The sequence below is a fragment of the Burkholderia sp. Ac-20365 genome, assembly GCF_017104715.1.
In the GTDB taxonomy this organism is placed as follows: domain Bacteria; phylum Pseudomonadota; class Gammaproteobacteria; order Burkholderiales; family Burkholderiaceae; genus Paraburkholderia.
This window is the reverse complement of record NZ_JAAGPI010000012.1, coordinates 161,472-186,741: the sequence shown is the minus strand read 5'-3', so window position 1 is coordinate 186,741 and position 25,270 is coordinate 161,472. Positions and strand designations below refer to the sequence as shown.

Annotated in this window: 22 protein-coding genes; 17 read left to right on the top strand and 5 right to left on the bottom strand. The window is 62.7% G+C overall.

All coding sequences use genetic code 11. The features are described 5' to 3' along the window. Positions 1-42 precede the first annotated feature (42 nt). The 3 genes from G3O01_RS22225 to G3O01_RS22215 form a co-directional block, all read right to left on the bottom strand. Positions 43-1,308, bottom strand: coding sequence for a CoA transferase (locus tag G3O01_RS22225; protein WP_205807464.1), 1,266 nt, complete (start codon positions 1,306-1,308; stop codon positions 43-45). Between the two features lies 1 nt (position 1,309). After that, a complete protein-coding gene (locus tag G3O01_RS22220; RefSeq protein WP_205807463.1) occupies positions 1,310-2,086 on the bottom strand; it encodes an enoyl-CoA hydratase/isomerase family protein in 777 nt (258 codons plus the stop codon). Between the two features lie 163 nt (positions 2,087-2,249). Continuing rightward, the gene (locus tag G3O01_RS22215; RefSeq protein WP_205807456.1) at positions 2,250-2,546 is read right to left on the bottom strand and encodes a DUF1330 domain-containing protein; all 297 of its coding nucleotides are present in this window, start codon (positions 2,544-2,546) and stop codon (positions 2,250-2,252) included. Positions 2,547-2,708: 162 nt separating this feature from the next. Between G3O01_RS22215 and G3O01_RS22210 the strand changes: the two genes are divergently transcribed. From G3O01_RS22210 to G3O01_RS22200, 3 genes are all read left to right on the top strand, one after another. Beyond that, positions 2,709-4,115 carry an NAD-dependent succinate-semialdehyde dehydrogenase gene (locus tag G3O01_RS22210; protein WP_205807453.1) on the top strand — a complete coding sequence of 469 codons (1,407 nt, stop codon included), beginning with the start codon at positions 2,709-2,711 and terminating at the stop codon, positions 4,113-4,115. Between the two features lie 38 nt (positions 4,116-4,153). Then, on the top strand, positions 4,154-5,068 hold the full coding sequence (locus G3O01_RS22205) for a 3-keto-5-aminohexanoate cleavage protein (RefSeq protein ID WP_205807451.1): 915 nt from the start codon (positions 4,154-4,156) through the stop codon (positions 5,066-5,068). Positions 5,069-5,183: 115 nt separating this feature from the next. Further along, a complete protein-coding gene (locus G3O01_RS22200; protein WP_205807449.1) occupies positions 5,184-5,615 on the top strand; it encodes a tautomerase family protein in 432 nt (143 codons plus the stop codon). Between the two features lie 70 nt (positions 5,616-5,685). Here the strand turns inward: G3O01_RS22200 and G3O01_RS22195 are convergent, their stop codons facing one another. Both G3O01_RS22195 and G3O01_RS22190 read right to left on the bottom strand, forming a co-directional pair. Continuing rightward, the gene (locus G3O01_RS22195) at positions 5,686-7,038 is read right to left on the bottom strand and encodes an epoxide hydrolase family protein (RefSeq protein WP_205807447.1); all 1,353 of its coding nucleotides are present in this window, start codon (positions 7,036-7,038) and stop codon (positions 5,686-5,688) included. 443 nt (positions 7,039-7,481) lie between these two features. Continuing rightward, the gene (locus G3O01_RS22190; RefSeq protein WP_241024152.1) at positions 7,482-7,730 is read right to left on the bottom strand and encodes a hypothetical protein; all 249 of its coding nucleotides are present in this window, start codon (positions 7,728-7,730) and stop codon (positions 7,482-7,484) included. A gap of 219 nt (positions 7,731-7,949) precedes the next feature. On the opposite strand from G3O01_RS22190, the gene G3O01_RS22185 reads away from it, so the two are divergent. The 14 genes from G3O01_RS22185 to G3O01_RS22120 all read left to right on the top strand — a co-directional run bounded on the left by G3O01_RS22185 (position 7,950) and on the right by G3O01_RS22120 (position 25,267). After that, the gene (locus G3O01_RS22185; protein ID WP_205807445.1) at positions 7,950-8,861 is read left to right on the top strand and encodes a LysR family transcriptional regulator; all 912 of its coding nucleotides are present in this window, start codon (positions 7,950-7,952) and stop codon (positions 8,859-8,861) included. Positions 8,862-8,998: 137 nt separating this feature from the next. Then, on the top strand, positions 8,999-11,119 hold the full coding sequence (locus G3O01_RS22180; protein WP_205807443.1) for a 3-hydroxyacyl-CoA dehydrogenase NAD-binding domain-containing protein: 2,121 nt from the start codon (positions 8,999-9,001) through the stop codon (positions 11,117-11,119). A 38-nt stretch (positions 11,120-11,157) separates the two neighbouring features. Beyond that, a complete protein-coding gene (locus G3O01_RS22175) occupies positions 11,158-12,339 on the top strand; it encodes an acetyl-CoA C-acyltransferase (protein WP_205807441.1) in 1,182 nt (393 codons plus the stop codon). Positions 12,340-12,352: 13 nt separating this feature from the next. Then, entirely contained in the window at positions 12,353-13,561 is a 1,209-nt protein-coding gene (locus tag G3O01_RS22170; protein ID WP_205807439.1) for an acyl-CoA dehydrogenase family protein, read from the top strand. A gap of 10 nt (positions 13,562-13,571) precedes the next feature. Beyond that, positions 13,572-14,711 carry an acyl-CoA dehydrogenase family protein gene (locus tag G3O01_RS22165; RefSeq protein ID WP_205807429.1) on the top strand — a complete coding sequence of 380 codons (1,140 nt, stop codon included), beginning with the start codon at positions 13,572-13,574 and terminating at the stop codon, positions 14,709-14,711. Then, positions 14,708-15,520: an enoyl-CoA hydratase gene (locus tag G3O01_RS22160; RefSeq protein ID WP_205807419.1), complete on the top strand. Its 813-nt coding sequence runs from the start codon at positions 14,708-14,710 to the stop codon at positions 15,518-15,520. The genes G3O01_RS22165 and G3O01_RS22160 overlap by 4 nt, the downstream gene beginning before the upstream one ends. A 42-nt stretch (positions 15,521-15,562) precedes the next feature. Further along, on the top strand, positions 15,563-16,771 hold the full coding sequence (locus G3O01_RS22155; RefSeq protein ID WP_205807417.1) for a CaiB/BaiF CoA-transferase family protein: 1,209 nt from the start codon (positions 15,563-15,565) through the stop codon (positions 16,769-16,771). Positions 16,772-16,807: 36 nt separating this feature from the next. Next, positions 16,808-17,794 carry a nitronate monooxygenase gene (locus tag G3O01_RS22150; RefSeq protein ID WP_205807415.1) on the top strand — a complete coding sequence of 329 codons (987 nt, stop codon included), beginning with the start codon at positions 16,808-16,810 and terminating at the stop codon, positions 17,792-17,794. Between the two features lie 123 nt (positions 17,795-17,917). Continuing rightward, a complete protein-coding gene (locus G3O01_RS22145; RefSeq protein WP_205807413.1) occupies positions 17,918-18,235 on the top strand; it encodes a DUF485 domain-containing protein in 318 nt (105 codons plus the stop codon). Between the two features lie 3 nt (positions 18,236-18,238). Next, complete coding sequence (locus G3O01_RS22140) at positions 18,239-19,924, top strand: cation acetate symporter (RefSeq protein ID WP_205807411.1); 1,686 nt, start codon at positions 18,239-18,241, stop codon at positions 19,922-19,924. Between the two features lie 393 nt (positions 19,925-20,317). Continuing rightward, positions 20,318-20,617 (top strand): YtcA family lipoprotein, encoded by a 300-nt coding sequence (locus tag G3O01_RS22135; RefSeq protein WP_241024151.1) that lies wholly within the window; start codon positions 20,318-20,320, stop codon positions 20,615-20,617. Positions 20,618-20,636: 19 nt separating this feature from the next. Continuing rightward, positions 20,637-21,689 carry a multidrug transporter subunit MdtN gene (gene mdtN, locus G3O01_RS22130; RefSeq protein ID WP_205807408.1) on the top strand — a complete coding sequence of 351 codons (1,053 nt, stop codon included), beginning with the start codon at positions 20,637-20,639 and terminating at the stop codon, positions 21,687-21,689. Between the two features lie 9 nt (positions 21,690-21,698). After that, positions 21,699-23,780, top strand: a complete 2,082-nt coding sequence (locus tag G3O01_RS22125; protein ID WP_205807398.1) for an FUSC family protein — start codon at positions 21,699-21,701, stop codon at positions 23,778-23,780. Between the two features lie 50 nt (positions 23,781-23,830). Next, a complete protein-coding gene (locus G3O01_RS22120) occupies positions 23,831-25,267 on the top strand; it encodes an MdtP family multidrug efflux transporter outer membrane subunit (protein WP_205807396.1) in 1,437 nt (478 codons plus the stop codon). The last annotated feature ends 3 nt before the right edge of the window (positions 25,268-25,270 follow it).

Genomic DNA, 25,270 nt, shown 5'->3' with positions numbered 1-25,270 from the left:
GTGGCGTCTTTGTGCAAGACGCCACCTGTTGCGAGCTTGCGTCTAGACAGTCGGTGCTTCCGCAAGATCAGCGGCGTCGATCTCCTTCGCAGAAGGTGGCGGTCCCCCAACCAGAATGCCGGCGTCGACGGCATCTCGGATGTCGGCATCCGCCAGACCTGCTTCGCGAAACACCTGCTCGTTGTGTTCGCCGCGAAACGCCGGCTCGCTGCGCATGCCGAGTTCGTCATCGGAGAAATGCCATGGATAACCATGGATCAGATACGAACCGCCACGGCGATCCGGTACCTCGTGAACCGCTCCCCACTGTTTCGCCCAATCGGTCTCTGCCAGTTCCTTTAGCGTACGGATCTGGCCGATGGCGATCTTGGCCTCGTCGAGTTGCGCGTCGAGCGTCTTGAGATCGCGGAACGAGCGGATCCACGTCTGGATCACGGCGTGCAGCGCATCGTAGTTCTGCAGGCGGCGCTCAGCGGTGCTGAAGCGCGGATCTTGCGCCAGATCCATGCGGCGCATCGCGCGCAGGTAATTCGGGAACGTATTGCTGCCGATAATGCTTTGCGCCGCCACGAACGCTTCACCACCGGGGCCGACGAAATGCGGACCATCAGAGGCACCGAGGATGCCCGGCTCGGCGCCCGTATCGACACCCGCGAGATCGAGGTGAGCGCGTTCGTTGATCGACAGCATCACGGCGGCCATTGCGACGTCGATGTACTGGCCGTGCCCCGTCATGTCGCGCTTGCGTACCGCCGCGAGCACGGCAATGGTCGCCTGCAGGCCGGCGTAGACATCCGCGTGCGACAGCGGGTCGGTCCACTTGCGAGCGTCGTCCATGCCGTCGAAATGACGCAGCGTGTTGTGCGTGAAGCCCGCTTCGGCTTGCACGGTCGGCGCGTAGGCCATGCGCGACGCCCATGGACCGCGCTGGCCGTAGCCCGTGATCGACACGTAGACCAGCTTTGGATTGCGCTTCGCGAGCGTGTCGTAGTCAAGTCCGAACCCTTTCAGCGTACCAGCGCGAAAATTTTCGACGACGATATCTGCCTCGTCACACAGGCGTAGCACGAGTTCGCGTGCCCGGGGCGCGTTCAGATCGATGCTGACGTTGCGCTTGCCGCTGTTCTGCTGCGCGTAGTAGCCCGACATGCCGTCGTGATTCGGGAAAGCTGCACGCGACACATCGGGCCGCGGCGGTTCGATCTTGATGACGTCGGCGCCGAGATCGGCCAGCGTCCGGGCGCACAGCGGGCCGGCCAGCACCCGCGAAAAATCGACGACCTTGAGTCCTTCGAGCGGTCCGGCCATATCATTTGCCCTCGAAAATGGCGGTGCCAGGACCGGCCGTATTGAACGCCTCCAGTCCGCGCCTGAGATCCTGCGACGCCCAGATCGGCTTTTGCAGTTCGAACATTGCTTCGTCGGCGGCGGCAATGCCTTCGTTGACGGCAACCCGCACGAGCTGTTTGGTCGCGGCATGCGCGACGGTCGGGCCAGCTGCCAGTTCCTGTGCAACCGACAGCGCGACTTCATCGAGTTTGTCGTCGGGCACGACGAGATTGATCAAGCCCCAGCGTTCGAGCGTCGCCGCGTCGTAACGGCGGCCGAGCATCGAGAGTTCTTTTGCACGTGCCGGGCCGGCCCGCATCACCTGACGCTGAATGCCGCCGAGCAGCGGATGCAGCCCGAGTGCGACCTCGACGGAGCCGATCTTCGCCGATTCCGCGACCACGCTGAAGTCGCAGGCCAGCGCCACTTCGAACCCGCCGCCGAGGCATGTGCCGTTCACGGCGACGACGATAGGGATCGGCAGTGTTTCGAAGCCGCGCAGCACATCGAGCGGATCCATCAGCGCCTTGCCTTGCTTCGCGATGCGATCCGGGAAAAGCGCCACTTCGGCGCCGGCCGAAAAGTGCCGCAGACCGCTGCGCAGCAGGATCGCGCGCGAGCCGCGTTTCACCGCCTTGTCGAATTCATCGAGTAGCGCGCGATACAGCGTCGGACCCATCAGGTTGTGCGGGCGACGGTTCATCGTCAGAACCGTTACGTGACCTTTGAGTTCGCTCAGAACAATTGCTTCGTCCATTCTTGCTCCATTGCTTCAGATCCGGATGTTGTCCGGTGTATATGTTAATGACATTAACATTAGGGTGAAATACGACTACCAGCGGCTTCCCTGGATGAAAAGAGTGACTGCTGGAAAGGGCTTGCTATTCGATCGTTACGACGCAGCTACGTATAGACATGCGTCAGTCGTCGAGACCCGCAACAACGCGCGCGTCTCGCTCGGCACCGTCGCCCAGTACGGCCAGTGCTTCCTGATACGGGGCACTCTGAAACGTGGCGAGCGCCTGTTCGAAACTCGGAAACTCGACCACCACCGTCCGTTCCTTGAGACCTTGCTGGAACGCAACGACCTCGCCGCCGCGCACCAGAAATTTTCCACCCGCCGCTTTCACGACCTCGGTCGCCAGCACGCCGTATGCCGCGAGCTTGCCTGCATCGTGAATCGACCGGTACGCGGCGACCCAATATCCCTTTGCCATTTCGCTTCCTTGGTTGAACAAGATGACTTCATGATAACGGCGTTAACATAAACATCAATGAGGGTATTTCCTGGCCAGAAAAGTGTAGTCAGGGAGTGTGATAACGGTGTTAACATAAATTCAGCGCAACGACTCGCCAGCCATTTTTTCGCGGAGAACTTCATGCCGTACACGACTATCAACCCTGCTACAGGCGAACTGCTCGCCACCTACGACGACATATCCGAGCCGTTGCTCGAAGCGAAGCTCGCTACCGCGCAGCGCGCTTTCGAAACCGACTGGCGCCGCCGGCCGGTCAGCGATCGGGCCCGCATTGTGTCGCGGGCTGCCGCACTATTGCGGGAAAAAGCCGACGAATACGCGGGCTATCTGACGCTGGAAATGGGCAAGCGCAGCGCGGAAGCGCGCAAGGAAGTGGAATCGGCGGCGAGCATTCTCGACTACTACGCAAAGCATGCGCACGCTTATCTGCAACCGCGTCCGCTGGCGGAAGCTCCCGGTGCTTCCGTGCACATCGAACCGGTTGGCGTGCTGTTCGCCATCGAGCCGTGGAATTTTCCGTACTACCAGATTGCGCGCGTCGCCGGGCCGCAGCTGATGGTGGGCAACGTGCTGCTGCTCAAGCATGCGGAAAGCGTGCCGCAATCGGCGTTGGCCTTCGCGCGCTTGTTCGAGGAAGCGGGCGCGCCTGAAGGCGTCTATACGAATCTGTTCATCTCGATCGATCAGGCCGGCCGGGTGATCGACGACCCGCGCGTCCAGGGCGTGACATTGACGGGCAGCGAGCGTGCGGGCGCTGCCGTTGCCGAGCGCGCTGGACGCAATCTGAAGAAAGTCGTGCTCGAGCTGGGCGGCAGCGATCCGTTCATCGTGCTCGAAGATGCGCCGCTCGACTGGGCGATCCAGAGCGCGGTCGTGGGCCGCATGCTCAATGCGGGTCAATGCTGCGTGGGTTCCAAACGCATCATCGTGGTTGGCAAGGCGCGCGGCGAGGCTTTCCTCGAAGGCTTCGCGAAGCGGATGGCAGCGCTCGAAACGGGCGATCCCGCCGATCCCGCAACGGCAGTCGCGCCGCTTTCTTCCGAACGCGCGTTGACGCTGCTACTCGAACAGATCGACCGCGCGGCATTGCACGGCGCGCGCATCGTGTGCGGCGGCAAGCGTGTCGAGCGCACGGGCTTTTATTTGCAACCGACCGTTCTGAGCGACATCACGCAGCAAAACCCGGTCTTTTCCGAAGAACTGTTCGGCCCGGTGGCCGCGTTCTACGTCGTCGACGACGAAGCCGCTGCCATTGCGCTCGCCAATGGCACGCCATACGGTCTCGGCGCATCGGTGTTCACGGCGGATACGGAACACGGCGAACGCGTTGCCGCGCAGATCGACAGCGGCATGGTGTTCATCAATCAACCGTTCGGGACATCGGCGGAATTGCCGTTTGGCGGCGTCAAGCGTTCGGGATTTGGACGAGAGCTTTCGCAATTGGGCTTCGACGAATTCGTCAACAAGAAGCTGATCAGAGTCGCTCCCGTTGGCGCTGCACCCTTCGGTCCTGCTCGCGCCGCTTGAGTGCGAAGGTTGATTACTGTTTCTTTTGAACGAACGCCATGACAAGCAAGACGATTATCAGTTGTGCCCTCACCGGAAGCGACGACACGCCGCGACTCAACCCAGCCGTGCCCGTGACGCCCGAACAGATCGCCAACGAAGCCATTGAGGCATGTGAAGCCGGCGCAAGCATTGCGCACATTCACGTACGAGACCCTAAAACAGGGGCTCCAGGCACGGATCTGTCGCTGTACAGAGAAGTCGTTTCGCGGATCCGCGATAGTGGATGCCCGATCCTGATCAATCTGACGACAGGCCCGGGCGCACGTTTCGTTCCCAGCGAAGAAGACCCGAACCGGGGCAGCGAACTCAGCACGATGATGACGCCCGAAGCGCGCGTGCAGCATGTGCTCGAGTTGCGTCCGGAAATCTGCACGCTGGATATCGCGACCATGAACTTCGGCAATCGCGCATTCGTGAACGTGCCCGATCATCTGATCAGGATGGCGACCTTGATAGAAGAAGCCGGCGTGAAGCCGGAGATCGAAGTATTCGATCTTGGGCATGTGCGCCTTGCGCGCCACCTGATCGAAACGCAGGGGATTCTGCAGGCGCCGCTGTTCCAGTTGTGTCTTGGCGTGCCGTGGGGCGCATCGGCGGACACCGAGAGCCTGCTGCAGATGAAACGCTATCTGCCTGAGAACGCGCGTTGGTCGGCGTTTGGCATTTCGCGCGCGCAGTTTCCGATCGTGGCGCAGAGTGTGATTCTTGGCGGTCACGTCCGCGTTGGCCTCGAAGACAACCTTTATCTCGCGAAGGGGGAACTGGCGCCGGGCAATGCCGCGCTGGTCAAGCGCGCGGTGACTATCATCAAAAGCATTGGCGCAGAGGTCGCAACACCCGATGACGCGCGCAGCATGCTCGGTCTTCCCCGTCGTCAACAGAAGGGGGAGAGCGTGGGTGTTAACCGGTAGCTGTCCGTTGGCTACTTATATCGCCGCCTTACCTGTGTCCCGTTCATGTTCTCTCGCATGAGGCATGGATGTCGGACATAAGAAGCGCGGCATCTATCGATGTGTGGAGACAAACATGCCCTTGTGGAATATCTATCATCCCGTTGGTGCTTACACGGCAGATGACAAGAAGGAGATGGCCAATCGAATCGCCGATATTTACATCATTCCCCGCTTCTACGTAGGCGTTCTGTTTCATGAACAGCCGAAAGATTCATTCTTTATGGGCGGAGTATCGCGAGACGATTTCGTCAGAATCAGACTCGACCAGTTCGCGAGACACATTTCCAGGGACGTCGAATGGACGGAGTCCTGGCTTCGCAAGGCGAACGCTGCGATTGCGCCATTTGTGCAGGAGCGCGGCTACCACTATGAGTTGCATGTCGGCGAGACGCCGCGAGAACTGTGGTTGATCGACGGCATTCGACCACCGAAGCCCGATACGACGGCCGAGAAGAAATGGAAGCTTGAAAATCAGGCGTCGGCTTACGAGCCTGGCGAAGGTTGAATGGAGCGGTTTTTGTGAGGCGCTCCGGCGCGTACACGTCGGAGCGCATTACGGCATTACGTATGACGGCTTATGCCCGCAATGATCTCAATCCCGTACGCACTTCATTCGCGAAGATCACCGGTTCTTCCCACGCCGCAAAATGCCCACCCGTTTCAGGCTTATTGAAGTAAATCAGATTGTGATAAGCCTTTTCGGTCCAGCTTTTCGGCGCCTGGTAGTTTTCACCCGGAAACGCGCTGACGGCGGCAGGCACGTTGACGTCGGCTGCGGGGAAGAAGCTCGCATGCGATTCCCAGTAGAAGCGTGACGCCGACACCCCCGTATTGGTCACCCAGTAAAGCGTGATGTCGTCGAGTATGTCGTCGCGCGTCAGCGCGCCCGCTGAATGACCATTGACGGGATGACCGAGCACGGCCGCGCTCAATGCGGCTGCGGGCTGGCCATATCCATCGCCATGATCGAGCAGCCAGGAAGCCAGCGCGACGGGCGAGTCGGCAAGGCCGTACAGCGTCTGCGGCCGTGTGCCCATTTCGAACGCGTAGCCGCGCTTCTTCTTGAAGTTGGCGCTCAACTGCTCATACGCGTGCTTCTCGTCGTCCGACAGGCCGGCAGGCGTCGGGTCGCCCGCCGCCAGCGACTTCAGAATCTCCGCCGGGACGGCTGCCGGGAAGTTCACATGAATGCCGATCAGTTCGGGCGGCGCCTGTTTGGCCATGATGTTCGTGACGATGCCGCCCAGGTCTCCGCCCTGCGAAGCAAAGCGCTCATAGCCGAGGCGTTTCATCAACGTGACCCACGCGCGCGCCGTGCGTTCCGGTCCCCAGCCCGTTGTCGTCGGTCGCGCCGAAAAGCCGTAGCCGGGCAACGACGGAATCACGAGGTGAAATGCATCCGAAGCGGAGGCGCCGTGCGCAGTCGGATTGACGAGCGGGTCGATGATCTTGAACTGTTCGATCACGGAGCCGGGCCAGCCGTGCGTCACGATCAACGGCATCGCGTTTTCATGCTTCGACCGCACATGGATGAAATGGATGTCGAGTCCGTCGATCTCCGTGATGAACTGAGGATACGAATTCAGCCGCGCTTCGCATTTGCGCCAGTCATAGCCGGTCGCCCAGTATTGCGCGAGCCCCTGAATCATCGCGAGCTGGATGCCCTGCGATTCGTCGGGCACCGTCTCGCGATCGGGCCAGCGCGTAGCCTTGATGCGCCGCCGCATGTCGACGAGTTGCGCTTCGGGGACGTGAACGCGGAATGGGCGGATCGCGGACTTGTCGCCGTTCGCGGGTTCGGTGATCTTGCCGACTGCCGGGATCGTGTCGGCGAAGGCGAGCCGGCTCAGCGAGCCTGCGGCGAGCGCGGCAGCGGCCATACCGACAAAGTTACGGCGCGAGGAGGAGTGGGGCGTGTCGTTTGACATGGAATCGGTCTCCGGTATTGCTCAGTGCGTTGCGTTGCGCGTGAGGTCTGCAACGTGCAGCTTCACTAAGTCGTGCATGCTCATCGGCTTGTGGCCGGTGAGTTCGAACAGGTCGTTGATCACCGTCTTCAAAACGTAGGTGAAGATTCTGTCCCGCTCAAGGCTGAGCGCGGGCAGATCGTGCGTGAGGAAGCGGTCGTTCCGCTGCTTCCCGGTTGGACGTATTAGAGCGTGCGCGTGTATCCCGGAGGTGTCGCGAATCCACGCGAATGTATAGGCATGTTTCGGCGCGAGGGCGCAGAAACATGGAGATACACAATGCAGACTGGAGGGGCGGCGATAGACAGAATGTCGGATATCGCCGGGCGGCGTCCCGGCGCAGACGCCGGAGACCGCTGAGGCAGAACGGATTTTATCGCGCGAAAGCGCAGGAACCGCGTAATTCAGGCAGGCCGCAATTGCCCGCTTGCACCGCCGCTTTTACGCTTTTTCGCCTCGGCTTTACGGCACATGTCGAGCAAAACCCAGCGCGCGACCGTCTCCGGGCGATCCATGCCGCATTGCGCGGACCGGATATCCGCGCCTGCATAGACAATGACCGTCCCTTCGATTACCCGATATGAACCCGTGTGCGTAATGCCCGCGAGCGTGACTGAAACAGGCCGTCTTTCTTCGTATTGAGCTGAAGCCACTTTTATTGATTTCTAATTTCAAAGTAAAAACTTAATCGTACGAATATCAATCGTCAACTAAATATACCATTTGATGCAAATGCCGATTGCAATAACAACAGGTAAATTGAACCATGATGCGATTTGCCGTCGTTACGCGGGCTTACACTGTCCGCCTATGCCGGAAATGAAAGAGCGATTGCAAAACCGGTCGCCAGGTAAACACACGCAAATCAAATCATGGACCTGAACCTGATTGGTCTTTTCGTCGAGATCGTCGACTCGCGCAGCCTCAGCGCCGCCGCGCGCAAGCTCGGCATGACGCGCGCCAACATCAGCCAGCGCCTCAAGCTGCTGGAACGCGAAACGGGCGCGCAATTGCTTCGCCGGTCCACGCGCAGCTTCGAACTGACGCAAGCGGGCCACACGCTATACGACTGCGGGCAACGCATGCTGGAAGACCTGAGCACGGCACGCGCTTCGATCGACAGCCTCGGACAGACCTTGAGCGGCCGCGTTCGCATCAGCGTGCCGACCGGTTTCGGGCGGATGTTTCTCGGTGCCAAGCTGCTGGAGTTTGCGCGCGCGCATCCGGGCATCACGTTGACGGTCACGTTCAATAACCGGATCGAAGACCTGATCGCGTCCGAAGTCGACGTCGCAATACGCATCACGGCGACGCCGCCGCTCGACTACGTGGCGCGCAATATCTGCTCGATCGACTGGAACCTGGTCGCGTCGGCGGAGTACATCGAGCAGCACGGTCCTATCGACTGCCCGGGCGACCTCGAAAAGCAGACGCTGGTCGCGTCGCCGTATCCCGGCCGTCGCGTCACGATGACGCTCACACACCGCGAGGACGAAACCGACGTCCACGTGATCACGATGCAGCCCGCGCTGCAGTCATCCGACTATCCGTTTCTGACGGAGGCCGTGTGTCAGGGCATGGGCATCGGACTGTTGCCCGCTTATGTACCGCACGCGCCGATGAGTTGCGAACTGCTGCGCGTCCTGCCGCAATTCCGCGTGGCGGGCCGGGAAAACACCTTGTATATCGTGACCTTGCCCAATCGCTATCCGTCGCCCGCGACGCAAGCGCTGATCGACTATCTGCGGGCGGAAATCCTGTCGCTCGCGCAAACCTGGAGCTAGGCCGGCCTTTGTTCTGCAGGATTTTCTCGCGTCCATTGTCAACTTTCAGTTAACGGTTCGTCAACTGGCAGTTGGATTGTCAAGGTGCGCTGTGCATTTGACAATCAACCCACACAAAATACATGGAGACGCGGGAGATGACTTCCGATTCGACGGCGCTCGCCGTCCGGCGCGAACTGCGCAACCGCATTCTTGTCGTCACTGTCGACAACCCACCCGTCAACGCGCTGGGCGTCGCCGTGCGATGCGCCCTGAACGATGCCATCGAAGCCGCCGAACAGGACGCCGCGGTCGATGCCGTCCTGCTGATTGGCGCGGGGCGCAACTTCATCGGTGGTGCGGATATCAGGGAGTTCGGCAAGCCGCCGTTGCCGCCGTCGCTACCCATTGTCTGCAACAGGATCGAAGCGTGCCGCAAGCCAGTCGTCGCGGCCATCCATGGCGCGGCGCTCGGCGGCGGTCTTGAGATCGCGCTCGCCGCACACTATCGGATTGCGCTTGCCAGCGCGAAGCTCGGCTTGCCCGAAGTGACACTCGGCCTGCTGCCGGGCGCAGGCGGCACGCAGCGCGCGCCGCGTCTCATCGGCGCGGAGCCCGCGCTGGATCTGATGTTGAGCGGCCGTCACGTCGGCGCACAGGAAGCGCTTGCGCTCGGTCTCGTCGATCGGATCGGCGAGTCGGATGACGCGCTGAAGGAAGGCATCCGGTATGTGCAGGCATTGCTCGATGCGAACGCTCCCGTGCGCCCGACACGCGACGCCAATGGACTCGCAGACCGCGCGGCCAGCCGGGCCGCCATCGAAGCCGCACGCGCTGAAACATCGAAGAAGTCTCGCGGGCTGTTTTCGCCGCTGAAGATCGTCGATGCCGTGCAAGCCGCGCTCGAACTGCCTTTCGACGACGGTCTGCGCCACGAGCGCCAGTTGTTCCTGCAATGTCTCGACAGCCCGCAGCGGGCCGGTCTGATCCACGCATTCTTCGCCGAACGCGAAGTGCTGAAAGCGCCCGAAACGCGTCACGCGAAAGCGCGTGCAATCGCAAGTGTCGGCGTGATCGGCGGCGGCACGATGGGCGCGGGCATCGCGGTCGCGCTGCTCGATGCGGGCCTGCCCGTGACGATGATCGAACGCGACGACGCGTCGCTCGCACGCGGCCTGGCGAACATCGAGAAGGTCTACGACGGCCTGATCGCGAAAGGCCGCATGACAGCCGCCTCGAAAGCAGCCGTGCTCGCGCGCTGGAGCGGCAGCACGTCGTACGACGCGCTCGCCACGGCCGATCTCGTGATCGAAGCCGTCTTCGAAGAGATGAGCATCAAGCAGGCCGTGTTCGCCGAACTCGATCGCGTCTGCAAGCCGGGCGCCGTACTCGCGACCAATACCTCGTATCTCGACATCGACGCGCTTGCAGCCAGCGTGTCGCGTCCCGGCGATGTCGTGGGCCTGCATTTCTTCTCGCCCGCGAACATCATGAAGCTGCTCGAAGTGGTGGTGCCCGCGCAGGTCAGCGCCGACGTCGTCGCCACCGCGTTTGAGCTGGCGAAGAAGCTGCGCAAGGTGCCGGTGCGAGCAGGCGTGTGCGACGGCTTCATCGGCAATCGCGTACTGGCGATCTACCGCGCGGCCGCGGATCACATGTTGGAAGACGGCGCATCGCCGTATCAGATCGACCGCGCGGTGCGCGAGTTCGGTTTTCCGATGGGACCGTTCCAGGTCGCCGACCTCGCGGGCGGCGACATTGGCTGGGCGACGCGCAAGCGCCGCGCGGCGACACGCGATCCGAAGCAGCGCTATGTGCAGATCGCCGATCGCATCTGCGAGCGCGGCTGGTTCGGCCAGAAGACCGGCCGCGGCTATTACCTGTATGCGGACGGCGCGCGCACCGGCACGCCCGATCCCGATATCGAAGCGATCATCGATGCCGAGCGCCAACGTGCAGGCATCACGCCACGCGCGTTCTCGGACGAGGAGATCATGCGGCGCTACATGGCGGCCATGATCAACGAAGGCGCGAACGTCGTGCATCAGCGCATCGCGCTGCGTCCGCTCGATGTGGACGTGACCTTCCTCTACGGCTATGGCTTTCCGCGTCATCGCGGCGGCCCGATGCAATACGCCGATACCGTTGGCCTCGCGAAGGTGCTCGCCGATATCCGCGAGTTCGCGCGGGAGGACCCCGTGTTCTGGCAGCCGTCGCCGCTGATCGTCGATCTCGTCGGGCGCGGCGCCACGCTGGCGAGCCTCAATCACGCCGCCTGATCCATTCAGTTTTTCATCTCTCTTTACAGGCTCAGACCATGCGAGAAGCCGTCATCGTCTCCACCGCGCGCACGCCGTTGACCAAGGCGCACCGTGGAGAATTCAACATCACCCCCGGTCCCACACTCGCGGCGGTCGCCGTGCGGGCAGCCGTCACGCGCTCGGGTATCGACCCCGAACTGATCGAGGACGCGATTCTCGGCTGCGGTTATCCGGAAGGCAACACGGGGCGCAACATCGCGCGCCAGACGGTGATCCGCGCGCGCTTGCCGCTGTCGATTGCCGGCACGACGGTGACCCGCTTCTGCGCGTCCGGCCTGCAGGCGATTGCGATGGCAGCAGGGCGCATCGTCGTCGACGGTGCGCCCGCGATGATCGCGGGCGGCGTCGAAAGCATCTCCAGCATCCGCACACGCGAAGACGGCGTGACCGCGCTCGACCCGTGGATCGTCGAACACAAGCCTTCGCTCTACATGACGATGATCGATACCGCCGACATCGTCGCGAAGCGCTACGGCATCAGCCGCGAAGCGCAGGATCGTTTCTCGGTGGAAAGCCAGCGTCGTACAGCGCAAGCGCAACTTGCCGGCCGCTATGCCTACGAGATCGTGCCTGTCACAACCACGATGGCCGTTACCGACAAAGAAACGGGCGCCGTCAGCCAGCGCGAGGTGACGGTTTCCGCCGATACCTGCAACCGCCCCGGCACCACGTATGAAGCGCTCGCGAAGCTCGCGCCGGTCAAAGGCCCGGACCGGTACGTCACGGCAGGCAACTCGTCGCAGTTCTCGGACGGTGCATCGGCCTGCGTGATGATGGAAGCGAAAGCCGCCGAGCGCGCGAATCTCACGCCGCTTGGCGCGTTTCGCGGACTTGCGGTCGCGGGCTGCGAACCGGACGAAATGGGCATCGGCCCCGTGCTCGCCGTGCCGAAACTGCTCGCCCGCCACGGGCTGACAGTCGGCGATATCGGCTTGTGGGAACTCAACGAAGCATTCGCCTCACAGGCGGTCTATTGCCAGCAGCGCCTGGGCATTCCCGCTGAGCACCTCAACGTGAACGGTGGCGCGATTTCCCTAGGTCATCCGTACGGGATGACGGGCGCGCGCCTCGCGGGACACGCACTCCTCGAAGGCCGTCGACGCGGCGTGAAATACGCGGTCGTGACGATGTGCATCGCGGGCGGCATGGGTGCCGCCGGCCTCTTCGAAATCTACTGAGAGACAAAGCATCATGGATCTGAATTTCACGCCTGAAGAGGAAGCCTTTCGCGAACGCGTCGTGCGCTTTCTCGACGAAAAGCTGCCCGCCAGGCTTTCGAGCAAGGTGCGCAACGGCCTGCATCTCACACGCGCCGACATGGCCGAATGGCACGCGATCCTGAACGAACAGGGCTGGCTCGCGAATCACTGGCCCGAGCAGTATGGCGGCCCCGGCTGGAGCGCCGTGCAGAAGTTCATCTTCGAGAACGAATGCGCGCTGGCAGGCGCGCCGCGCATCGTGCCGTTCGGCGTGAACATGCTGGGGCCGGTACTGATCAGGTACGGCAATGAAGCGCAAAAGGCCCACTGGCTGCCGCGCATTCTCGACGGCTCCGACTGGTGGTGCCAGGGCTATTCGGAGCCCGGCTCGGGTTCCGATCTCGCTTCCGTGAAGACGAGCGCAGTGCGTGGTATCGACGATGAAGGCGAGCACTACATCGTCAATGGCCAGAAGACGTGGACCACGCTTGGGCAGCACGCCAACATGATCTTCTGTCTCGTACGCACCGCAACCGATGTGTGCAAGCAGGAGGGCATCAGCTTCCTGCTGGTGGACATGAATTCGCCCGGCGTCGAAGTGCGGCCCATCATCACGCTCGAAGGCGAACACGAGATCAACGAAGTCTTCTTCACCGACGTGCGCGTGCCCGCTGCGAATCTGGTCGGCGAAGAGAACAAGGGCTGGACGGTCGCGAAGTATCTGCTGACCTACGAGCGCACCAATATCGCGGGCGTCGGTTTCTCGGTGGCGGCACTGGCGCGCTTGCGCCGTGCTGCGCAGAAGGTCACACGCAACGGCCGTCCGCTGGCCGACGATCCGCTCTTCGCGGCGCGCCTCGCCCGTGTCGAAATCGACCTCGAAAACATGAAGACGACCAACCTGCGCGTGATCGCTGCCGTCGCGGGCGGCGGCGTGCCGGGTGCGGAAAGCTCGATGCTCAAGATTCGCGGCACGGAGATCCGCCAGGAACTGTCGTCATTGATGCGGCGCGCGATGGGTCCGCATGCGCAGCCGTTTATCGAAGAAGCGCTGCACGAAGGTTACGACGACGCGCGCGTCGGTCCCGAAGAAGCCGCCAGCGCCGCCGCGCTCTACTTCAACAACCGCAAGCTGTCGATCTTTGGCGGCTCCAACGAAATCCAGAAAAACATCATCTCGAAGATGATCCTGGGCCTTTGAGAGGATCGCAATGAATTTCCAGCATACCGAAGACCGCCGCATGCTGGCGGACACGCTGAACCGTTTCGTGACGCAGCAGTACGACTTCGCGACGCGCGATGCGCTCGCGCGTAACGACTCGGGTTTCAGCCGTGAACTGTGGGTACGTTTTTCCGACCTCGGCGTGGTCGGCGCGCTCTTCAACGAGGCCGATGGCGGCCTGGGCGGTGAGGGTTTCGATATCGCCGTCGTATTCGAAAGCCTTGGGCGCGGGCTCGTGGTCGAGCCGTTTCTCGGCGCATTGGTCGTGGGGAGCGCACTTGCCCGCGCGGGCAATGGCGTGCAGCGGGCGCTGATTGCGAGTCTGATCGAAGGTCATGCAGTGGCCGCGCTCGCGCACGATGAACCCGGCTCGCACTACGAACTGAACAAGGTGACGACGCGCGCCGCACGCAGTTCGAACGGCTGGGTGCTGACGGGCGCGAAGGCGGTCGTGCAGCAGGGCGCCGAAGCGGACTTCTTTCTCGTATCGGCACGCACGAGCGGTGCGGCTGATGCGGAAGACGGCATTTCGCTCTTCGTCGTGCCGCGCGAGACGGTGGGCGTGGCGCTGCGCGGCTATCGGAAGATCGACGGCGGGCGAGCGGCTGAACTCTGCCTGAATGAAGTGTGCCTGCCCGACACCGCCTTGCTCGGCGAGCGGGACGCGGGCTTCGCAATACTCGAACACAGCATCGGCGCGGGCGTGCTCGCGTTGTGCGCGGAGGCGCTGGGCGCAATGGACGTCGCCAAGGCGCACACGCTCGAGTATCTGCGCACGCGCAAGCAGTTCGGCGTCGCGATTGGCAGCTTCCAGGCGTTGCAGCACCGGATGGCCGACATGTTGCTCGAAATCGAGCAGGCACGTTCCGCCGTGATCAACGCGGCCGCTGCGCTCGGCGCGGGTCGCGTCGAGCGGGAGCGGGCGTTGTCGGCGGCTAAGTACACGATTGGGCGCATCGGCGCGCTGGTTGCCGAAGAGTGCATCCAGATGCACGGCGGTATCGGCATGACGTGGGAATTGCCGCTTGCGCACTACGCAAAACGTCTCGTCATGATCGATCACCAGTTCGGTGACGAAGATCATCACCTCGAACGCTATATCACCCTCGGCCGGAGCCAAACACGATGAACGAACCTATCCTTGTGCGCCGCGAAGGTGCGGTGCAGGTGCTGTCTTTCAACAACCCGGCGGCGCGTAACGCGCTCACGGCGGAAGTGTACAAAGCGCTTCCCGCCGCGCTCGACGAGGCGCAGCGCGATCCTGAAACAGGCGCGATCGTGCTGACGGGCGTCGGCAGCGCGTTTTGCGCGGGCGGCGATCTGAACCGGCTCGGCCAACGCCGCGCGATGACAGCGCCCGAACGGCGCGCGGGTATCGAAAGCCTGCACGACATGATTCGCGCGATCCGCGATTGCGGAAAACCGGTGATTGCCGCGGTCGAAGGCGCCGCAGCGGGCGCGGGTCTTTCTATCGCGCTTGCGTGCGACCTGCTGGTGGCGGCGCGCAATGCATCGTTCTCGGTGGCGTACGTGAAGGTCGGTCTGTCACCCGATGGCGGTGCGACCGCGTTTTTGTCCGGCGTCGTGTCCCGGCAACTGATGACGGAGTTGTGCCTCACGGGCAGGCCCGTGACGGGCGAACGGATGCACGCGCTCGGCGTTGCCAATCGTCTGGCAGAGCCGGGCAGCGCACTCAGCGAGGCACTCGCGATGGCGCAGTTGCTTGCGGCGGGCCCCGAGCGCGCGATCGGCCGCATCAAGCGCCTGTGCCGCCAGGCAGGTGACAACTCGCTCGAAGCGCAACTGGATCTCGAAGCCGATTTCATGGCGGAGTCGCTCGGCGACGACGAATCCGCCGAAGGTATCGCCGCCTTCTTCGACAAGCGCGCCGCGGATTTCGCCGCATTGCGTCGCGCACCGGATGCGCAGACGCAATAAGCGCACGGTTCCTGTCATCACTCTAGTCATAGCGGAAATGCCATGTCGAACCTGAATTCTTCTTTGCCGCTTGCCGGCGTTCGCGTTCTCGATCTGTCGCGCGTGCTTGCCGGACCCTGGTGCGGGATGGTGCTCGGCGACCTCGGCGCGGAAATCATCAAGGTCGAGCACCCGAAGCGCGGCGACGATACGCGCGACTGGGGTCTGCGCGTCGGTGCGCGCGAAACGACCTATTTCAACAGCGTCAACCGGAACAAGCGCTCCGTCTGTCTCGACCTGCAAACGGAAGAAGGTCAGCGGATCGCGCGTGAACTGGCGCAGCAAAGCGATGTCGTGATCCAGAACTTCAAGTTCGGTGGCGCGGAAAAGCTCGGCCTCGGTTACGACCGGTTGAAGGAAGGCAACGAGCGGCTGATCTATTGCTCGATCTCCGGCTACGACCGCCGTGGGCCGGAAGCGTCGCGGCCGGGTTACGACATCGTCGTGCAGGGCGAGGCGGGATTGATGGCGCTCAACGGCGAAGCTGAACAACCGCCGCTGAAGTTCGGCATCGCCGCAGTCGATCTGTTCACGGGCATGTACTCCGCCCAGGCCATTCTCGCGGCGCTGTTCGAACGCCAGAAGACGGACAAGGGACGTCATATCGAAATGTCGCTGTTCGATTGCGGACTGATGATCACGTCGTATTGCGGGCTGGAATCGATGCTGATGGGCGACGATCCGCCGCGCTACGGCAACGCGCATCCGTCGATCGTGCCATACGGCGTATTCGATGCCGCCGACGGACCGCTCGTCATCGCGGTCGGCACCAACCGGCAGTACGAGCGCTTTTGCCGCGAAGTGATCGAACGCCCGGATCTCGTCGATGAAGAGCGGTTTCGCACGAACCTCGTGCGGGCCGCGAATCGCGAAGAACTCGTGCCGGAACTCAAGCGTGAGATCGGCCGGAGACGGCGCGAAGTGCTGCTCGCACGTCTGAGGGAGGCGGGGATTCCGTGCGGCGAAGTGCTCGGTCTGCACGAGGCGCTCACGTCGAAACGCGCGACGGAAGGCGGACTCGTGACGACGTACACGCATCCCGAGGCAGGCAGCACGCATGTGCTCGCGCCGCCGTATCGCTTCGACGGTGCGCGTCTGCCCGTGCGTAGCGGTCCGCCCAAACTCGGCGAAGGCACGAACGATGTGCTCCAGTCGCTGCTCGGAATGTCGGGCGAACAACTCTCACAACTGAAGGCGGAAGGCGTCGTCTGACGCTGCGTTACGCCTGATTGCATGGTGGACCGTTCAATGACTGAGATCGTTTATCGAAACGCCGTGAACGCGTTGTTCGGCACGCGGCTGCCCATCGTCGCGGGCGGCTTGATGTGGCTCGCCGATGCCGACTACGTCGCCGCTGCATCGCGCGCCGGCATCATCGGCTTTATCACGGCGGCGAGCTTTCCCGAGCCGCAAGCATTGCGCGCGGAGATCCGCCGATGCCGCGATCTGTGCGAAGGCGGTCCGTTCGGCGTCAACGTGTCGATGCTGCCGAAACTCGTGCCGGGCGAAAAGACCCGCGAAGTGTTCGAACTGATCGTCGATGAAGGCGTGAAGTTCGTCGAAACGTCCGGGCGCAGTCCGGAAGCATTCCTGCCGCTGCTGAAAGAAGCGGGTATCAAGGTGCTGCACAAGGTGCCGTCCGTGCGCTTTGCGGTGAAGGCGGCGTCGCTCGGCGTCGATGCTGTTGCGATTGTCGGCGCGGAATGCGGCGGACATCCGGGGCTCGATATGGTGGGCTCGTTCGTCAACGCCGCATGGGCCGAGAGCCAGCTGGACATTCCGTATCTGATCGGCGGCGGCATTGGCCGCGGCTCGCAACTCGCTGCGGCGCTCGCGATGGGCGCATCAGGTGTGGTCGTGGGCACGCGTTTCGCCGTCGCCGAGGAAATCTGGGCGCATGACGACTACAAGCGTCGTCTGGTGGAAGCAGGGCCGACCGATACGGACCTGTGCATGCAGTCCGTTCGCAACACCGTGCGTACGCTGCGCAACGACACGAGCGAGGCCGTGAAGGAATACGAGGCACAGAACCCGGAGGTGACGATTCAGGATCTGCTGCCGATGGTCTCGGGCAAGATCGGCCGCAACGCGTACGTGACGGGCGACTGGTCGAAGGGACTGCTCGCTGCGGGGCAGTCGCTCGCGTTCGTCGACCGGATCGAACCGCTCGCCGATATCGTGCGCCGTTTCGAAAGCGATATGCGGCAGGCGTTGGGGCGTCTGGCCATCAACTGAGCATCTAGCCATCTCGAACAACAAGAGCTGCCGCTAGCAGCCAGCAAACAAGCCGTATCGAGCCAACGAAGCTCGTTCCATTCGTCATCGAAGACAACAGCAGACAAAGGCAGGAGACAGCCCATGCAGCACGACTCTATCGATTCAATCAAGGCGAGCCCCGCGTACCGGCGCCTCATCGCGTCACGCCGCCGCGTCAGCTTCACGCTGACGGCGCTGATGATCTTCACTTACTACGGCTTCATTCTGTTCGTCGCGCTTGCGCCGCGTCTGCTCGCACATCCGCTTTATGCAGGCGCGACGACGACGGTCGGCATCGTGGTTGGCGTTGCCATCGTCCTGATCGCGGTGGGAATGACCGGCTGGTATGTGCTGCACGCGAACCGCACGCTCGATCCGTCGATGCGCGCATTGCTCGTCAACGTACGCAAAGGAGACTAAGCGATGAAACTCGTCCGTTTCCTTGCTTGTGTGGCTTTGACCACGATGGCTTCACTCGCGCGTGCGTCAGGCGTCGAAGGCGCTGTCCCGGATCATGTCGAACTGAACCCCGTTGCTATCGGCATGTTTCTGCTATTCGTGCTGGTCACGCTCGGCATCACGCGCTGGGCGTCGCGCAAGACGCGCACGACAAAAGACTTCTACAGCGCAGGCGGCGGCATCTCCGGATTCCAGAACGGGCTCGCGATTGCAGGCGACTACATGTCCGCTGCGTCGTTTCTGGGTCTTTCCGGCATGGTGTATCTGTTCGGCTTCGACGGACTGATCTATTCGATCGGCTTCCTGGTCGGCTGGCCGTTCGTGATGTTTCTGCTTGCCGAGCCGTTGCGCAATCTCGGCAAATTCACGTTCGTCGATGTGGTGGCCTACCGTTTCGAGCAGGCGCCCATTCGTTTGCTGACGGCGAGCACGTCGCTCGTCGTCGTGATTTTCTATCTGGTCGTGCAGATGGTCGGGGCGGGCAAACTGATCCAGTTGCTGTTCGGCTTGCAGTACTGGATGGCGGAAGTGATCGTCGGTGCGTTGATGGTGGTCTATGTGTTCTTTGGCGGCATGACGGCGACGACGTGGGTGCAGATCATCAAGGCGGTGTTGCTGCTGTGCGGCGCGACCTTCATGGCCGTTACCGCGCTGGCGCAATTCGGCTTCAGTCCCGAGGAAATGTTCCGGCGCGCGGTCGATGTGCATCCGGGCGCGCTCAGTATCATGGCGCCGGGCAAGCTGTTGAGAGATCCGCTCAATGCGCTGTCGCTCGGTATCGCGCTGATGTTCGGCACGGCAGGATTCCCGCATATCCTGATGCGATTCTTCACCGTGCCGAGCGCGCAGGAGGCACGCAAGTCGGTGTTCGTCGCGACGGGCTTTATCGGCTATTTTTATCTGCTGACCTTTGTCATCGGCTTCTCCGCAATTGCATTGCTCGCGCAGCATCCTGAGTTCTTCAAGCTATCGGCCGATGGGCATTTCAGTCTCACGCGAGACCTGCTGGGCGGCTCGAACATGGTCGCCGTGAAGCTCGCGCAGGCAGTGGGCGGCAACGTGTTCTACGGCTTCATCGCCGCCGTGACCTTTGCGACGATTCTTGCGGTCGTGGCAGGGCTTACGCTCTCCGGCGCGACCACGGTATCGCATGATCTTTACGCGTGCTGGCTCGCACGAGGCAAGGCGAATGAAGCGCACGAAATGCGCATCTCGCGCGTCGCGACACTGGCGTTGAGTGTCATCGCGATCGCGCTCGGCATTCTGTTCGAGCACGTCAACGTGGCCTTCCTCGTGGGGCTCGTTGCGGCTGTCGCGGCCAGCGCGAATTTCCCGGTGCTGGTGTCGTCGATCTTCTGGCGCGGCATGACCACGCGCGGTGCGGTGATGGGCGGCAGCCTCGGGCTGATTTCGTCGGTGCTGTTGACGCTGTTTTCGAAATCGATGTGGGTCGACGTGCTGCATCATGCACACGCGCCGGTGTTTCTCGACAATCCCGCGCTGGTGTCGGTGCCGCTCGCGTTTGCTGGCATCTGGTTCTTCTCGATGCTGGATCAGGGCGCCCGTGCGCGGCGCGAGCGGGAAGCATTCGCGCTGCAGGAGTTCTATGGTCAGACGGGGATACTGGCGGCAAAGGCAGTCGATCACTGATCGCCATCCTCAATGAACTGCGAACACGAAAGCATTATCAGCGGCTGGAATCCCGTGTAATGTAGTGCGCACGAACGAACGCACGGGAAACAGCGCGACGGAGCGCGCATTAAAGCCGCTGCTTTCGAATGACGATCCCGTCAGGCTGCGCGATGCACCTGATCGGTGATCGCTGCAAAGTCAGCTTTCACACATAACGCGTGAGGCACGGAAAAAGCGGTAGAAGCGTTTCAGACTCCTTTCATTGTCGATTGGCAGGCGAGCGACTGGAGGTGGCGTTTAACGAACGGAGCGATTGGAACGTTCCTTCGTGTCCATTGCTTCGAAAGTTGAGGCAGAATGCGTCGGCGAAAGCTGCAAAGCGTGACATCGATTCAAACGACACGGACGACTTTGAAGCGACATCTCATTCCATTCCTCACAGGCCAACGCCTGAAGTACGCCGCCCACATCGCGGCGATTGCGTCCGTTTGCCTCGCGGGCTGCTCGGGTTCGCCGTCCATCAGCGTGCTCGGCGCGTATTTCCCCGACTGGCTGTTCTGCATCGTCGCAGGCGTCGTGCTGACGGTGGTCCTCTATCTGATTCTCAAACGGTTGCAGGTCGATCATTGGCTGTGGCCTTCCGCCGTTGTGTTTCCAACGCTTGTCACGTTCCTGTCACTCGCGGTCTGGTTGATGCTGTTTCAACGCTGAATCTCCTTCAGGTGAGGCAATGGCGACAATTGCCAGCAAGTCGAAGAAGAGAGCATGGCCTGCCATCGTGCTGGTCGTCGTGACGCTGTTGCTGGTGCTGTTCGTGATTCGCCAGCTGGATCGCGCGCCACGCACCGACGACGCGTACGTCTACGCCGACACGATCGATGTCGTGCCCGAAGTCAACGGGCGCATCGTCGAGATGGCCGTGCGCGACAATCAGGCGGTAAAGCAGGGCGACCTGCTATTCCGCATCGATCCGCGTCCGTATGAGGATGCGTTGACGCGCGGCAAGGCGTCGCTCGTCGCGCTCGACCGGCAGATCGAACTGACGCAGCGCACCGTCAATGCGCAGCAGTACAACGCGCAATCGGTGCGCGCGGCTGTCGAGCGGGCGCGGGCCGCGGCGGGCCAGGCTTCCGATACGCTGAACCGGATGGAGCCGCTGCTGTCGCATGGCTATGTGTCGGCGGAGGATGTGGACCGTGCGCGCACCGCGCAACGCGCCACGCAAGCCGAACTCAGCGCCGCGCAACTGCAGGCGCAACAGGCGGCAGCGGCGGTGAGCGGCGTCGACGCGCTGGTGGCGCAACGCGCCGTCGTGACGGCGGAGATCGCGCTGGCCGAGTTGCACCTCGAGTACGCCACCGTGCGCGCGCCATTCGACGGCCGCGTCGTCGCGCTCAAGACCACGACGGGACAATATGCGTCGGCGCTCAAGCCGGTCTTCACGCTGATCGACACGCGCCACTGGTACGTGGTCGCGAACTTCCGCGAGACGGAACTCAAGGGCGTCAAGGCAGGCACACCCGCCATCGTCTACCTGCTGAGCGACACCGGCCAGCGCTTCAAGGGCGCCGTCGATTCGACCAGCTACGGCGTTGCACCCGACGAAGGCGGCCTTGCGCTGCCGGGCGGTTTGCCGCGCATCCAGCGCACGCTCAACTGGGTACATGTGTCGCAGCGCTTTCCCGTGAAGATTCGCGTCGACGATCCGAACCCGGATCTATTCCGCGTCGGCACGTCGGCGGTGGCTGTGCTGGAACCCGCGCGCGGCAACGACGGTCATTGAGGAGCGCCCATGGCCGCCGCCGATTATCTGCCCGATTTCCTACCCGATAGCCTGCGCGCAGCAGGCGCGTTTCTGAGCCGCGAGTTTGCGCCTTTTCCTGGCCGCGCGAATGTGATGTTGCGGTGCATGTTGACGAGCGCGATCGTGATCGTCGCATCGATGGCGCTCGAAGTGCCCGAGCTTCCGTTGTCGCTGCTGGTGGTGTTTTATGTCACGCAGTCGAATGTCGTGGTCACGCGGCTGGTCGGCGTGATGTTCATCGTCGGATCGACGCTCGCAATCGGCCTGTCGATCCTGCTCCTGAAGTTCACCTTCGACTATCCGTTGTTGCGCATCGTGATTGCGAGCCTGATGTTTTTCGGCAGCGTGTACCTGATTCGTGTTCTCAGGATCGGCGTGGTGTTCTTCATCGTCGCCATTGTGGTGATCTATGTGCAGAGCTTCGTCGATCGGACCGATCAGGCCGATCTGCTGATTCGCGCCGTGCTGTGGGTGTGGGTTGCCGTCAACTATCCGATTGCGCTGACGCTGCTGGTGAACACGCTGCTGCTGCCTGTCGAGCCGCAGTTGCAGTTGAAGGCGGAAATCCATCGGCAGCTTGGCGCGTTGGAGAGCCGCCTGGCGCATCTGACGGACGGCACGGTTAGCGATGCACCCGTGACGCTGACGGCCGTGCAGCAGGGCGCGCTCACGCTGCAAAAGCTGCTGCGCTTCACGACGATGCGCGATGCGAATTTTCGCGAGCACCAGGCGTTGCAACTTGCGTGCATCGCCACCGTGTCGCGACTCTATCGAGGCGCGAGTGTGTTGCCCGCGACGTGGCCGGGCCTATCTGCGGCGCAGCGTGCGATGCTGGACGAACTGCGCGCGAACGTACGCGCGCTGGACGCATCCGTGCAGTCGGACGAGCCTTATCGCTATGTGAGCACGGCGACGCCTGAAGAGCGCACGTCCGCCGATTCCATCCCCGCCGCTGCGGATATGCAGCGCGCGCTGCATGCGTATGCGGATCTCGTCGCAAGCGGCGCCGCGTCCGGCAAGCCGCCCGCAAGCGAGCCAATGGTCGCGCCTGACGCGTGGACCAACCCGGCGTACATGCGTTTTTCACTGAAGACGCTGCTGGCGGTGCTCGTCTGCTATGTGTTCTACAACACCGTCGACTGGCAAGGCATTCACACGATCATGCTGACCTGCGTGATCGTCGCGCTGCCGAGCCTAGGTGCATCGACGCAGCGCGCCGTGTTGCGCGTGGCCGGAGCGGCTGCCGGAAGTGCGCTTGCGTTATTCATGGTGGTGTTCGTCATTCCTCATCTCGACGATATCGTCGGGCTGCTGTTGATGACGCTGCCCGTGGTTGCGTTCGGTGCGTGGCTATCGGCGGGCTCGGAGCGGGTCTCGTATGCCGGCGTTCAGTTGATCTTCACGTTTTCGCTCGCGGTGCTCGGTCAGTTCGGACCGACGACGAACCTCACCGAAATCCGCGACCGCCTGGTGGGCATCATGCTGGGTGTCGGCGTGGCGACGTTCGTGCAGATGTCGTTCTGGCGGGAAGGCGAGGGCGACGTGCTGCGGCAGAAGCTGGCGACGATGCTGCGCGCCGTCGCCGCACAACTGCGCGCGCCACGGGCGGAGGACGCAGCGCGCGATGCATTGCCGTACGCGCAGCGCCAGTTGCAGGCGTGGGCCGTGCTCGCCGATTGCGAGGCTACGCTCGCGCGCGTCGCGCTCGAACCCGCGTGGCAGGAAGGCGAACAGGCGCAACTGACGCTGCGCGCGCAAACGGTTCTCGCGCAAGGGCGCGAGATCATGCTGGCGGGCGATGCGCTGCGCAATGCGCTGGCGGCGCGAGACGTCGACGCCATTCGACCGGTGCTGACGCAGGCGTACGACGAACTCAGTCTGTACGCGCAGTCACTTGCGGCGAATCCACCCGATGCACATGCGCCGCGCCGTATCGCTGTGCCAGCCCAATCGCTTGAAGCGTCGCTGATCGCCGCCGCGAACGAACTGTCGCGGCAAATCGCGGGTTTGCCGGACTGGCGAATTGAAGCAACCGTTGCGGCGCCTGCATCACAGGCGGCTCGAACATGAAAGCGCGAACCAGTTGGAGAGCGGCATCATGGCGTCGGCGCGGCTTGCGCATGGCATGGCTGGCATGCGCTGTTCTGCCGGGTTGCGCGCTGATCCATCACGACAACGCGCCCTATGCGCAGATTCCGCCAGAGCAGATCACGCTTGCGAACGACATCCATCTCGCGCGCGACGGCTGGCCCGCCGCGCGCTGGTGGACGCGGTACGGCGACGATCAGCTCAATGCGCTGATCGATCAGGCGCTCGCCAATGCGCCGACGATGGTGATCGCGCGCACGCGCGTCGCGCAGGCGAAGTCCGATGTCGAACTGGTCAGAACGGGATCGAGCCTTCAGGTCGTGGCACTGGCGCTGCTGGACCGCGAGCATGTGTCCGCGAACGGCTTTCTCGGCCCGTTCGCGTTGAACGAACCGGCGCTCGGACTGGCCGGGCCGTGGTACACCGAAGGTCTGGTCGGTCTTGGCGCGAGCCTGAACATCGATATTTGGGGCAAGCAGCGCGCGCAGATTGCTGCGTCGCTCGGTGTGAGCAATGCGCGGCTGGCCGAAACGTCGGCCGTCGAACTCGAAATCTCGACGGATGTCGCGCAGCTTTACTACGGCATTCAGACCACTTATCAGCTCATCGACCTGCTCAACGAATCTCACGAAATTGCTGTATTCGCGGTCGACGCGCACGAAGCGCGCGCCGCGCGCGGGCTTGAAGCGCGTACAACGTTTGAAGAAGCCCGCGCGCAGCAACTGGCGATAGAGCGGCAGATCGCGTCGTCGCAAGCGCAGATCACGCAGTTCCGCGAGTCGATGCGGGCGCTCGTCGGCGCTGGCGCGGACGGCTTGCCCGCGATCGAACCTGTTGCGTTGCCGCGCTCGCAGGCTGCGTTGCCTGCCGCGCTGTCATACGAGCTGCTGGCGCGCCGGCCCGATCTGCAGGCGTTGCGCTGGTACGTCGAGTCGTCGTTCGACCGGATCGACGCGGCGAAAGCGGCGTTTTATCCGAGCTTCGATATCAAGGCATTCTTCGGCTTCAACGCGTTGCATCTCGCCGACCTCTTCACGCACGCCAGCCAGCAGATCAACCTGATTCCGGGCCTGTATCTGCCCATCTTCGATGGCGGGCGCCTCAACGCGAACCTGAGCGGCGCGCGCGAGGGCAGCAACCTGCTGATCGAGCAATACAACGAGGCGGTGCTCAATGCCGTGCGGGACGTCGCGCAGACGGGCAGCCGCCTGCAGGCGCTCGACGCAGAGACGCAACTGCAGAAGCAGCGCATCGAATCGCTGACGTTCGCGCGGGACAGTGTCGAAGCGCATTATCAGCGCGGATTGACGAGCCGGCTTGCGGCGCTCGAAGCGCGTCAGCCGATCGTCGCCGAGCAGGTTGCGCTGCTGACGCTCAACGGGCAGATGCTCAGTCAGGAGATCGCGTTGACGAAGGCGCTCGGCGGTGGCTATCGTGCCGAGTCGCCTGTCGAACCGAGGCCACGCTGAGCC

Coding starts and splice junctions, on each gene's coding strand:
- G3O01_RS22225 (WP_205807464.1), bottom strand. CDS start 1,308: ATGGCCGGACCGCTCGAAGGACTCAAGGTCGTCGATTTTTCGCGGGTG.
- G3O01_RS22220 (WP_205807463.1), bottom strand. CDS start 2,086: ATGGACGAAGCAATTGTTCTGAGCGAACTCAAAGGTCACGTAACGGTT.
- G3O01_RS22215 (WP_205807456.1), bottom strand. CDS start 2,546: ATGGCAAAGGGATATTGGGTCGCCGCGTACCGGTCGATTCACGATGCA.
- G3O01_RS22210 (WP_205807453.1), top strand. CDS start 2,709: ATGCCGTACACGACTATCAACCCTGCTACAGGCGAACTGCTCGCCACC.
- G3O01_RS22205 (WP_205807451.1), top strand. CDS start 4,154: ATGACAAGCAAGACGATTATCAGTTGTGCCCTCACCGGAAGCGACGAC.
- G3O01_RS22200 (WP_205807449.1), top strand. CDS start 5,184: ATGCCCTTGTGGAATATCTATCATCCCGTTGGTGCTTACACGGCAGAT.
- G3O01_RS22195 (WP_205807447.1), bottom strand. CDS start 7,038: ATGTCAAACGACACGCCCCACTCCTCCTCGCGCCGTAACTTTGTCGGT.
- G3O01_RS22185 (WP_205807445.1), top strand. CDS start 7,950: ATGGACCTGAACCTGATTGGTCTTTTCGTCGAGATCGTCGACTCGCGC.
- G3O01_RS22180 (WP_205807443.1), top strand. CDS start 8,999: ATGACTTCCGATTCGACGGCGCTCGCCGTCCGGCGCGAACTGCGCAAC.
- G3O01_RS22175 (WP_205807441.1), top strand. CDS start 11,158: ATGCGAGAAGCCGTCATCGTCTCCACCGCGCGCACGCCGTTGACCAAG.
- G3O01_RS22170 (WP_205807439.1), top strand. CDS start 12,353: ATGGATCTGAATTTCACGCCTGAAGAGGAAGCCTTTCGCGAACGCGTC.
- G3O01_RS22165 (WP_205807429.1), top strand. CDS start 13,572: ATGAATTTCCAGCATACCGAAGACCGCCGCATGCTGGCGGACACGCTG.
- G3O01_RS22160 (WP_205807419.1), top strand. CDS start 14,708: ATGAACGAACCTATCCTTGTGCGCCGCGAAGGTGCGGTGCAGGTGCTG.
- G3O01_RS22155 (WP_205807417.1), top strand. CDS start 15,563: ATGTCGAACCTGAATTCTTCTTTGCCGCTTGCCGGCGTTCGCGTTCTC.
- G3O01_RS22150 (WP_205807415.1), top strand. CDS start 16,808: ATGACTGAGATCGTTTATCGAAACGCCGTGAACGCGTTGTTCGGCACG.
- G3O01_RS22145 (WP_205807413.1), top strand. CDS start 17,918: ATGCAGCACGACTCTATCGATTCAATCAAGGCGAGCCCCGCGTACCGG.
- G3O01_RS22140 (WP_205807411.1), top strand. CDS start 18,239: ATGAAACTCGTCCGTTTCCTTGCTTGTGTGGCTTTGACCACGATGGCT.
- mdtN (WP_205807408.1), top strand. CDS start 20,637: ATGGCGACAATTGCCAGCAAGTCGAAGAAGAGAGCATGGCCTGCCATC.
- G3O01_RS22125 (WP_205807398.1), top strand. CDS start 21,699: ATGGCCGCCGCCGATTATCTGCCCGATTTCCTACCCGATAGCCTGCGC.
- G3O01_RS22120 (WP_205807396.1), top strand. CDS start 23,831: ATGGCATGGCTGGCATGCGCTGTTCTGCCGGGTTGCGCGCTGATCCAT.